The sequence below is a fragment of the Terriglobia bacterium genome (assembly GCA_020073185.1).
GTDB lineage: Bacteria > Acidobacteriota > Terriglobia > Terriglobales > Acidobacteriaceae > JAIQGF01.
In genome coordinates this window covers 1-10732 of record JAIQFT010000082.1, presented here as the reverse complement: position 1 = coordinate 10732, position 10732 = coordinate 1, and the positions used below count along the sequence as shown (strand labels likewise).

Sequence of the window (10732 nt, the reverse complement as noted above, 5' to 3'; positions counted from 1 at the left end):
CGCAGTGCCAAAGCACGACTTGCGGAAGCCCTGGAACAGGCCGCTGCGGAAGCGATCTCGTCGATTACTGCCGACAACGCTGTCGCTTGGTTCCGCCACTGCGGCTACAGGGTACAGCAACCATGAATCCGCTCTAGAATCCACAGCTTGCCAGAGTCATGGCCGCCGCGATCAAAGCAAGACCGTTATGGGTCGCCAGACCTGTCGGTGAGTTTCCTGCTTGAACAGGCGAGCCTAGAGCCGCCGTCGAGTCCATCTTGCAGTATCTGGAGTTGGAGCCCAGACTCCGCTGATCAATGCACTCCCGCAGGCGTTCCGCGAAAAATTTCGCGAAAGGCTCGCGTAGCATGGTGGCGCCGGTGCACACGTCGGGACCGACATGGAGTTGAAAACCTCCTCCCGCATGCTCGCGCCAGCTACGCTGTCGGCCATAGTTCAGCTTCCGTGACTCCTCGCTGGCTATGAAAAAATGAATACGGCCCGGAAATACGGTCGGCCGGTAGGCAGTCACCGCTTTCAAAGTCGCGTTAGCGACCTGAACCCTAAAGTTGCTCTTTTCGTCGGGAGCCGGCCCGTCGCCGTCCGGCGACCGAACTGTATCAGTGAAGCCTCGCACCCTATCTCGAACATAACCCGCCGCAATCTTTGGCCCTGCATCCACGATGCGGCGTAGGTGATACGGAATGCGATGCAGCAGGTACCGACAAACGTTCGCAACCTTATTCCGCGTGAGATATGCAGTCGGAAAGGGACTGTCAAAAAGCGCGAGGAAACCGACCTCTCCACCCTGTTCCGCGAGCTGCCGCGCTACCTCGAAGGCTACGGCTCCGCCGGCGCAATATCCGCCCACGAAATAAGGTCCCGCAGGCAAGAATTCTCTCAGCTCTCGCACATAGTGGGCCGCGAGTTCTTGGACATTTTCCAAAGGCGCACGCTCCCCATTGAACCCGGGAGGTTGGAGCCCGTAGAAAGGCTGATCCTCGCCGAGATAATGTGCGAGCCGAACGAAGCAGAAGACGTCCCCGTTATGCCCTGGGATGCCAAAGAAGGGTGGCCGGGAGCCCTTGGCCTGAATCGGAACCAGTGAACTGTTTATGGTCGATCCAGCATCAAGAAAAGCGAGGATCTCCGGTTTACGTCTAATCAACGCAGCCTGCAGGTCGGGAGTCAGAGCCCCTTTCGGAGCATTGCAGCGCAGCTTGTCGCCCTCCGCCCAGACCTTGATATCCGCGGTGTTCAATTGTTCCAGGAATTCCCGGATCATCATAATTCTCAGACTCCTCGCGCTCCCCACCTAACAGGAACTGTCATCCCGCCATCGATAGAGTTGCTGACGCTGCGAGTACACCCCTATGCCCAAGCAATTTCATGGCCAAGAAATAAGCATTATCGCAATCGAAGACCCGAGGATAAGTGCTGTTTCCCTTTTGTTTTCAATACCGCCACCACTTACTGGGTGCTGTGGTATGTAACTTCTTGCACATAAGCGGAACTTGCCTGTCCCCATCGGATCTCTGGACAGATGGGATGCCCAGACAAGAGTGGCCGCTAGCCCTTGGCCTGACTAGGCCTCGGTTGGTGGTTGAGCCAGCCGTCAAATTCAGCTTAGATTTCAAGTTCTTCGCGCTCCCCAGCGCTCAACGGGACGGTCATCTGGTCAGCTTTCTCCCGCCAAAGGCGGGCGTCCACGATTTCGGCAAGGCCCGCGACGGTGCGGGCTTCGAATAACTGGCGGACGGGCAAATCCACGCCGAGCTTGGCGTGGACCCGCGAAAGCAGCCGGGTGGCCAGCAGCGAGTGTCCGCCCAAGTCGAAGAAGTCGTCCCGAACGCCGGCGCGTTCCAACTTCAAAACCTCGGCGAAGATTTCGGCCAGGGCTTCCTCGGTCGGCGTGCGCGGCGCCTCGTAGGCGACAGCCGCCTCGCTTCCCCGCTCAGGCGCAGGCAGCGCCTTGCGGTCTACCTTGCCGCTGGGATTTAGCGGCAGCGCGGGAAGAACTACGAACGCCGAGGGCACCATGTACTCGGGAAGCCGCTCGCGTAAATAGGCGCGCAGCGCGCCCGTCTCGATCGAGGCCTGCGGGCGGGCCACTAGATACGCCACCAGGCGCACGTCGCCGGGCGTCTCCTCGCGGGCCACTACCACCGCCTGCCCCACCGCAGCGTGTTCGGAAAGTGCCGCCTCGATCTCCCCGAGCTCGATCCGGAAACCACGCACCTTCACCTGGAAATCGTTGCGCCCTAAGTATTCGATCGCTCCATCGGGTAGCCAGCGCGCCAAATCGCCGGTTCGGTACAGCCGGCCCCCGGGGCGGAAGGGGTCGGCAATGAATCGCTCGGCCGTCAGCTCGGGCCGGCCCCAGTACCCACGGCCCACCTGCACTCCACCAATGTAGAGTTCCCCCGGCACGCCGACCGGCACCGGGTTGAGACCGGCGTCCAGAACATACATCTGCGTGTTCGCTACCGGACGTCCGATGGGCACCAGCTTCCGCGCGCTGCCTCGCTCACAGGCCCAGTAGGTCACATCCACCGCCGCCTCGGTCGGACCGTACAGGTTGTGCAGCTCCGCATCGAGTAGTCCGAAGAAGCGTTCCTGCAACTCAAAGGGAAGCGCCTCCCCGCTACAGATCACTCGCTTCACCGACCCACACCGCGTCACCCCCTCCGCTTCCAGGAACACCCGCAGCATCGACGGCACAAAATGCAGAGTAGTGATTGCTTCCTCCTGAATCAGTTGCACCAGGTAGGTGGGATCCTTGTGCCCTTCCGGACGCGCGATCACCAACCGCGCTCCCGTCATCAGCGGCCAGAAGAACTCCCACACCGAAACGTCGAAGCTGAAGGGTGTCTTCTGCAAAACACGATCCGACTCCGTCAATCCGTAGGTGTCCTGCATCCACAGCAGGCGGTTGCTGACCGCCCGGTGCGTGTTCATTGCCCCCTTGGGCTTGCCCGTCGAACCCGAAGTGTAGATGACGTAGGCAAGATGATCTGGCTGCCCACCGTCCTGGAGGTCTTCTCCAGGCTGGCGAGCGATCTCCTCCCACCCCGTGTCCAGGACAACCACCCGAGCCCCGGCGTTGGCCCAGCCTCCGGCAAGATTGGCCTGTGTCAGCAGCACCGGAGCGCGCGAATCCTCGATCATGTACGCCTGGCGGTCGGCAGGATAGCCGGGGTCCACCGGCACATAGGCGCCGCCCGCCTTCAGGACTCCCAGCAGTGCCACCACCATCTCGAAGGAGCGCTCAATGCAGACCCCGACCAGCGTATCGGGTCCGACGCCCATGCCGCGAAGATGCCGCGCCAACTGGTTGGCGCGCCGGTTGAGCTCGTCGTAGCTCATGGCGCGGCCCTCGAACACCAAGGCTGTAGCCGTTGGAGCTCGCCGGACTTGTTCCTCGATCAAGCGGTGAATCGTCGTCTCGGGATACGCCTTCGCGGTGGCGTTCCAATTCACCAACACCTGCGTACGTTCCTGGTCCGTCAGCAACGGCAAATCCGCGATGCGACGATCCGGATCCGCTACCGCGGCCGACAGCAGCGTCACGAAATGCCCTGCCATCCTCTCGATCGTGGCCCACTCGAACAAATCCGTGCTGTACTCGAACATCCCCGAGAGCCCGGAGTCCGTCTCCAGCATGTGCAACGACAGGTCGAATTGAGTCCACACTTGATCGAGCTCCACCGGCGTGACTGTCAGCCCCTTTAGCGACAGCGGACGCATCGGCGTATTCTGCAGGGCGAACAAGACTTGGAACAGCGGATTGCGGCTCAGATCACGCTCCGGACGTAACTCCTCGACCAGCTTCTCGAGTGGAAGTTCTTGATGAGCGTAAGCACCTAGGCACGTCTCCCGCACCCGCCCGAGTACCTCCCGGAAGCTCAATCCCGCCGCAAGGTTCGTTCGCAACACCAGGGTGTTCACGAAGAGCCCAATCAGCCCCTCCAATTCCGGCCGTTCCCTGCCTGCAACGGGCGAACCCACGACGATGTCGGTTTGGCCGGTGTAACGCGAGAGAAGAACCTTGAAGGCGGCCAGTAGTGCCATGAACGGCGTGACCCCTTCGCGCCCGGCCAGCGTCAACAGTGCGCGCGTGAGAGGAAGCGGAATCTGGAACCGCAGCACTGTACCCCGATGACGCTCGACAGCCGGTCGGGGGTGGTCCGTCGAAAGCTCAAGGACCGCCGGGGTGCCCTGCAGCCGGCCGCGCCAGTATGCGAGTAATGGCTCAAGTGTCTCGCCTTGCAGCGTGTCCTGCTGCCACTCGGCGTAGTCCGGATATTGAATCGGCAGCTCTGGGAGCGAGGGTTCCCCTCCCGCGGAAATATCGCCGTACACCGTGCCCAGTTCCTTTGTGAGAATGCCGACCGACCAGCCGTCGGTCACGATATGGTGCATGGCCAGCATCAGGAGATGTTCCTCGCTGCCGAGCCGATAGAGCACGGTCCGGAGGAGCGGTCCTCGGATCAGATCGAAGGTGCGCTGTCCCTCTTCCGAGATCCGATGCAACGCCTCCCTTTGGCGCTGATCGGGTGTGAGGCCGGAGAGATCGACGACCGCCAGACGGAACACGTCTCCAGCGGCCACTATCTGTTCCGGGGACTCGCCCGCGGCACGAAACGTGGTTCGAAGGGATTCGTGCCGGGCGACCACAACCCCTAGCGCTTTCTCGAGATGGGCGACGCTTAACTGGCCCTGCAAACGCACTGCGAAGATGAGGTTATAAGCCAGCAGCCCTGGCTGCAACTGCTCCAGAAACCAGAGCCTTTGCTGGGCAAAGGAAAGTCGGAAGGAAAAAAGTTCGCCGCTCATTTTCGCTCCATTCCGGGCGACAGGGCTGATGCGAGGTCGTTCACGCGCACACGGCGGTCTTCGCGGGAGACGCGAGGAATGCTGCCTCGGGCAGTGTCTGGGGTGCTGGTCGCAGATTTGGCTAGTTCCGCCTCGACGGCTGCGGCGACTGCGGCGACCGTCCGGGCTTCGAACACGAGCCAGAGGGGCAAGTCCACGCCGAAGGCGGCGCGAATTCGCGACATCAGCCGCGACGCCATCAGGGAATGCCCGCCCAGTTCGAAGAAGTCGTCTGCGGGACCGATTCGGCTCACGCCGAGAACGTCCTTCCAGACTGCAGCCACGGCGGCTTCGGTCTTGCCGCTAAACACCGCCCCGCCGAGATCATCCACATCGCGCTCACCGGTTCTAGCGGTATCGGGTTTCTGGGAGGCGATTTCTTCTTCCTGCTTGCCTCCCGCGCCTGTCCACTGCTGCAATCTGGCGGTCAGGTCGCAAGTGGACACGACGATGTGTCTAAGCCCTTCCGCATCCATGATGCGTTCGAAGGTCTCCAATCCTTCTTCCGGGGTCATAGCGAAGGGAAACATCTCGGCGGGGGCACCATTTTCGGGTTGGAGCCATCCGTCCCAATCAACGGTGATCCAGGGAGCTGTTCCCTGCCGATTGCGCTCGTGTGCGAAACCGCCCATGAACCCGTTGGCGGCCGCGTAGGCGGCAAAGCCGATTCCTCCCAGTACAGACGCCAAGCTCGAGCTGAGCAAACAGAAATCAAGAGGCTTGTCCCGGAGCACGCGCTCCAGCACACGCGTCCCGTGGATCCTTGCGCAAAAGTGCCGCTCACAGCGGGGGCGGTCCAGCTCGCTGATCCCGCGGAACTCTTCGGCGCCCCCGACGCCGGCGGCGTGGATGACGCCATGGAGCACTCCGAAAGTTTCATCGATCCTTTGCAGGGCAGCTCGCATGTCGTCCTCATCTGCAACATCGGCACGCAGCGTCAGGACCTCGGACCCCAGGGCCTCGATTGCGCGGATGGCTTCGATCTTGTGCGCAAGCGACGAATCGGTTGCCGAGCCGTCGCGCAGCGCTGCCCATTCGCTGCGCGGAGGCAAATCCGTGCGGCCAATCAGAACAAATCGGGCCCGCACCGAGCGCGCTATGTGCCTGGCGATCAGCGGCCCGATAGCCCCGAGTCCACCGGTGATCAGGTAAACGCCGTTCTCGCGGAATCGGCCCCTTCCCCGATTGGAGGAAAGACTGAGAGGTTCATAGTGCTGGACCCAGCGCTGTCCGCCGCGCAGGGCCACCACCGGATGCAGTGAGCTACCCCTCAGTTCGGCCAGGAGCTGTGAAATGAGCACCCCATCGACCCCGCCCTTTACGAATGGGAGTGATATATCTATGTTTCGGCACCCCAAGTTCCCAAATTCTTGGGCCATTACACGGCAGAGGCCGTACATAGTTGCCTTTTCGGGAGAAATTGCCTCTTCTCCGCTGACGTCCTGCGAATGGTTTGACACCACCTCAAATGTCAGCGTCTGCGTGGGGCGGACCTTGACCACTGACTGGGTAGAGTAGAGAAGGCTGTAAAACCCTCTGTTCATGAGAGATTCCGTGCCCGCATCAGGGGGGACATGAGTTTCGGTGAGCGTAAACAGATGCACTATGTGCGAGGGAAGCTGATCTCTGGACGCAAGATCCTCGAACAGAGCATCGTAGTGCATTGGTTCTCCCGGATCCAACACGTACACATCCTCAGCCGAGCGTGAGAACGTCTGTCCGGCTCGAACCCGAATCACCTGCTCACCTTCCGCTTGCAGAGTTTCCGCCAGTGCTGTGCCCACGCCGACCTCATCGAGAAAGAGCAGCCAACACACGCCGCCTTCCGGCACAAGTTCACGGGGCAGGACTGTGGACGGAGCGGTTCGCCGCCAGGACGGCACGTAGAACCACCGGGAAAGATCCTGGATTTTGGCGGGTCGGTTTTTTGACGAGGCGGCCTGGCCTGAGGCCTTTCGAGGCTCAGCGTAGAACCGATTGCGCTCGAAGGGATAGGTGGAGAGGGGAACTCGGTGCAGCTTTTCTCCCCGGTGAAACTCCGTCCAGTTTGGATCGACACCCTCCATCCACAACCGCCCTAAGGTACGCACCAGGAAATCAGAGTCTGGCTGGCGATCCCGCGCGTGCGGCAACGACGAAAACGCCCTGGCTGTTCTTCCCGCGGATTGTCCGGCAAAGGTCGTAAGGCTATGTCCCGGTCCGACCTCGACAAGAATGGGTTGGGAGGTTTTCAGAATCTGCTGCAGTCCATCCAAGAAGCGAACCGTGTGCCGCAGATGCTGGGCCCAATACTCGGGATTAGTCGCTTCGGCGGCCGTAATCCAAGTTCCCGTGACATTTGAAACATAGGCGCGCTGCGGCGGAGCTAATCGAATGCCCTTCACAACCTCAACGAAGCGTTTGAGGATCGGATCCATCATGGCCGAGTGAAAGGCATGGGACGCATGCAGGGCATGGTAATCAATGCCGCTTGTTGCAAGGCAGGTCTCGAAAGCTGCAATGGCATCGCTCGGCCCCGACACGGTGCACAAGTTGGGAGCGTTTACGGCCGCGAGCTCGACGTTTTCAGTCAGCATGAGCGCAAGGTCCTGCTCGGACCTGGCCACCGCCAACATACGTCCGGAGGGCAGTTCCTGCATGAGGCGCCCACGCATGCCGACCAGCATCAGGGCATCCTTGAGTGAAAAAACGTCCGCAATGGTTGCGGCCACGTACTCGCCAATACTGTGACCGATCATCGCATCAGGCTTAATGCCCCAGCTCATCCAGGTCTTGGCAAGCGCGTACTCAAGGGCGAAGAGCACCGGCTGCGTGAATTGTGTCTGGTCCAGCCTCTGGGCATCGGGCAGGTTACCATCGTCCGGCGATCCGCCGAGGATGTTCGCCGGAAACACAAGGGTCCGGATGTCAAGACCGAGGTTCGGCGCCAGTAGCTCGGCGCATTCATCAAAGTGCCTGCGGAACGTCGGCTCGCTCTGATACGAATGCATCCCCATGCCGGGATACTGACTGCCTTGTCCGCTGAACAAGAACGCCATGGACGGGCGAACGGACGGCCCCGCAGCGCTAATCAGCTTGGCGGGATCACGCCCCTCGAGCGCCGCTATGGCCTCGGCGCGATCGCGGCAGACCAAAACTCGGCGGTGATCGAAATGTTTCCGGCCCACCTGCAAGGTGTAGCAGGCGTCTTCCAATCCGATTTTCGGATGGGATTTCAGATGTCGGGTAAGGTTATCAGTGGCAGCTTCGAGGGCGCGCTCCGTGCGCCCCGAGAGCAGCAGCAACCGGGCAGCTCTGGAGACCACGGAAGGCTGCCGCTCGGGGGCCTCTTCCAATACCACATGGGCATTGGTGCCGCCCATGCCAAACGAGCTGACACCTGCCCGACGGGCGGTCGCGCCATCCTTCCAGTCCGTGAGGGTGGTGTTGACGTAGAAAGGGGTGCTTGCGAAGTCAATCTCGGGGTTCGGCTGCTGGAAGTGCAGGCTCGGAGGAATCTGCCGGTGTTGCAAAGCCAAAACGGTCTTAATCAGTCCTGCTATGCCTGCGGCGGCATTAACGTGGCCGATGTTCGTTTTTACCGACCCCAACGCACAGAAGCCTGTCTTAGACGTGCTCATCCGAAAGGCCCGGGTCAGTGCCGCAACCTCTATAGGGTCGCCGAGAGGCGTTCCAGTCCCATGGCCTTCGATGTAGCTGACAGTTTCGGGACTAATGCCAGCCAAGGACTGCGCCGTCGCAATTACCTCAGCCTGGCCTTCCACGCTGGGAGCGGTAAAACCGATCTTCGCCGAACCGTCATTGTTGATGGCCGCGCCTCGGATGATGGCCAGGATGTTGTCGCCCGACTCAAGGGCGTCTTCCAGCCGTTTCAGGACAACGATCCCAACTCCCTCGCCACCCACCGTGCCGTTCGCCCCGGCGTCGAAGGCACGACAGTGTCCATCCGGGGATAAGATCATGCCCTCTTGATACAAGTAGCCGGCCTTCTGCGGGAATTCGAGTGAAACTCCGCCTGCCAAGGCCATGTCGCACTGAAAACTGAGCAGCGCCTGATACGCGGACTGTACCGCAACTAATGACGTCGAGCAGGCCGTCTGAATAACCAGGCTCGGTCCCTTGAGATTCAACTTGTAGGACACCCGGGTTGCCAAATAGTCCTTGTCGTTGCCCAGCATCATCTGGTAGGTGCCGACGGCATCGAGGAGGGCTTGGTTACCCAGCACATTGGACATAAGATAGGTATTCATGCCGATGCCGGCATAAACGCCGATGGAGCCTTCGAACACCGCGGGATCATAGCCGGCAGTCTCCAGCGCCTCCCAGGCGCACTCCAGGAAAATGCGCTGTTGGGGGTCAATGATTTCCGCTTCTCGCGGGCTCATGCCAAAAAAGGCCGCGTCGAACTGTGCAGCAGAGGAGAGAACGCCTTTGGCGTTGACGTAGTTCGGCTGACCGCTCAATTCCGGTGATATTCCCGATTCCTGCAGCTCTTCTGGGGTGAAGGAACCTACGGATTCAACTCCCTCACGAAGGTTGTGCCAGAATGCTTCAACGTTATCAGCGCCAGGGAAACGTCCGGCCATCCCGACGATGGCTACGCTGGCGACCCCTTCGCCCTGTTGATGTTCACTCATGACCGTGTTTCCTCCGGTCTTGCTGATCGCGCAGTCGGCTGATGGCCTGCTTCTGCCGGTCGGCCTGTTTTTGAATTCTCTCCCGCTCCGGCGACATATCCTCCTGGCTTGCCAGGTGGTGTGAGAGGGCCTCGATGCTCGGGTATTGGAACAGTTCCACGGCCGCAAGCTTGCGGTTCAAGCATTGTCCCAGCCGCGCTTGGACCTTAATCAGCAGCAGCGAATTTCCACCGAGGTCGAAAAAGTTGTCGCGAATGCCGACCTTCTCGACGCGCAGCACCTCTTTCCAGACAGCCGCAATCGTAGATTCAATCTCAGTGCGCGGCGCCTCGTAGGCGACAGCCGCCTCGCTGCCCCGCTCGGGAGCAGGCAGCGCCTTGCGGTCAACCTTGCCGCTGGGATTCAGCGGCAGTGCGGGAAGAACTACGAACGCCGAGGGCACCATGTACTCGGGAAGCCGATTCCGCAGATACGCGCGCAGCTTTTCCGTCTCCACAGTGGCCTGCGGGCGGGCCACCAGATACGCCACCAGGCGCACGTCGCCGGGCGTCTCCTCGCGGGCCACCACCACTGCCTGCCCCACCGCAGCGTGTTCGGAAAGGGCCGCCTCGATCTCCCCGAGCTCGATCCGGAAACCACGCACCTTCACTTGGAAATCGTTGCGACCTAAGTATTCGATCGCTCCATCGGGTAGCCAGCGCGCCAAGTCGCCGGTTCGGTACAGCCGATTTCCGGGGCGGAAGGGGTCAGGAATAAATCGCTCGGCCGTCAGCTCGGGCCGGCCCCAGTACCCACGGCCCACCTGCACTCCACCAATGTAGAGTTCCCCAGGCACGCCGACCGGCATCGGGTTCATTTCCGCGTCCAGAACATACATCTGCGTGTTCGCTACCGGGCGTCCGATGGGCACCAGCTTCCGCGCGCCGCCTCGCTCACAGGCCCAGTAGGTCACATCCACCGCCGCCTCGGTCGGACCGTACAGGTTGTGCAATTCCGCATCGAGTAGTCCAAAGAAGCGTTCCTGCAACTCAAAGGGAAGCGCCTCCCCGCTACAGATCACTCGCTTCACCGACCCACACCGCGTCACCCCCTCCGCTTCCAGGAACATCCGCAACATCGACGGCACAAAATGCAGAGTAGTGACTGCTTCCTCCTGAATCAGTTGCACCAGGTAGGTGGGATCCTTGTGCCCTTCCGGACGCGCGATCACCAACCGCGCTCCCGTCATCAGCGGCCAGAAG

The 10732-nt window shown here is 61.0% G+C and carries 4 protein-coding genes; all 4 read right to left on the bottom strand.

What is annotated here, in order from left to right; translation table 11 throughout:
• Positions 1-133: 133 nt before the first annotated feature.
• Positions 134-1267 (bottom strand): hypothetical protein, encoded by a 1134-nt coding sequence (locus LAN64_19325; GenBank protein ID MBZ5569982.1) that lies wholly within the window; start codon positions 1265-1267, stop codon positions 134-136.
• Between the two features lie 338 nt (positions 1268-1605).
• A complete protein-coding gene (locus LAN64_19320; GenBank protein ID MBZ5569981.1) occupies positions 1606-4815 on the bottom strand; it encodes an amino acid adenylation domain-containing protein in 3210 nt (1069 codons plus the stop codon).
• Positions 4812-9491, bottom strand: coding sequence for an SDR family NAD(P)-dependent oxidoreductase (locus LAN64_19315; protein ID MBZ5569980.1), 4680 nt, complete (start codon positions 9489-9491; stop codon positions 4812-4814). The genes LAN64_19320 and LAN64_19315 overlap by 4 nt, the downstream gene beginning before the upstream one ends.
• Positions 9484-10732, bottom strand: a 1249-nt coding sequence (locus LAN64_19310; protein ID MBZ5569979.1) for an AMP-binding protein, incomplete at its 5' end; no start/stop codon positions are given. The genes LAN64_19310 and LAN64_19315, both read right to left, overlap by 8 nt.

Bases quoted from the DNA above. Each gene is read 5' to 3' on its own strand.
- LAN64_19320 (MBZ5569981.1), bottom strand. From the start codon at position 4,815: ATGAGCGGCGAACTTTTTTCCTTCCGACTTTCCTTTGCCCAGCAAAGG.
- LAN64_19315 (MBZ5569980.1), bottom strand. From the start codon at position 9,491: ATGAGTGAACATCAACAGGGCGAAGGGGTCGCCAGCGTAGCCATCGTC.
- LAN64_19325 (MBZ5569982.1), bottom strand. From the start codon at position 1,267: ATGATGATCCGGGAATTCCTGGAACAATTGAACACCGCGGATATCAAG.